The sequence below is a fragment of the Bartonella sp. TT67HLJMS genome, from assembly GCF_042193375.1.
Taxonomy (GTDB): domain Bacteria; phylum Pseudomonadota; class Alphaproteobacteria; order Rhizobiales; family Rhizobiaceae; genus Bartonella; species Bartonella grahamii.
Window position 1 is genome coordinate 1 of record NZ_JBHILP010000043.1, and the last position, 826, is coordinate 826.

Genomic DNA, 826 nt, shown 5'->3' on the forward strand with positions numbered 1-826 from the left:
GGGCGCCCCGCAAGGGTCAAAGAACCACTGCCCACAGCACGACACAACCTGTCCGACTCGGAAGTAGCAGCAGCTCGTGCTTCCTCCTCACAAGTGTAACAAGTCCGCAAACGCCGCACGGGACCGCTAAACCCTGTCTGATGCTTGACTGGGCATTGCTGCCCTTGTGAGCGATCAAAATAAGCAGCTTCAATGGTGCCATATTGCGTACGTGGCTCTAATGTGAATTCCAAGCTGGAACAGTCATGCTTATGGATGTCGAGTGCTGGTAAATTGTCACCGCTTAAAAATAAAAACTTATTGTCCTTGATTAAAAAACGTGCCTGCATACGGTCAGCAAGGCGGGTTAAAAAATCAACAGCCGATTGATCTGTGCGAATCACATAAGGCAAAGGTTTTTTAGTGAACTGGGGACTGACCTTTGCTTGATAGCCATGGCGTTTGGCCAGTGTCTCAACAATCTCACCAACAGTTTTGTGATCAAAATGCTCACTCACCTGTTCTTTGAGCTCTTTACGCATCGAAGCACTTTTGCCGCAAAGGCGCAAAATCTCTCCATCACTGCCCCCACAACTCACAACCGATTCGACAACAAAACACCCCATAAATGCACTGATGCTGTTCTCATAGCCAAAGATCACCTGGAGCGCACTGTTGCTTGAGGGAACCTCTAAATCATTGCCACCATCATCAAACTCTGCTTCAAATGTATCGGCTTCATTACCGGCATGGTCCGTAATGGTTGCAGTTAAAAGACGCTGGTAAAAAACCTCATGAACAGGTTTATCTCCCACCTTGACCACAATAAAGGGGTATGTGCGCATTA

Annotated in this window: 1 protein-coding gene; it reads right to left on the reverse strand. The window is 47.6% G+C overall.

The features are described 5' to 3' along the window. On the reverse strand, nucleotides 1-824 hold an 824-nt coding region (locus ACFIJQ_RS08860), incomplete at its 3' end, for a late control protein (RefSeq protein ID WP_375629974.1). Between the last annotated feature and the right edge of the window lie 2 nt (nucleotides 825-826).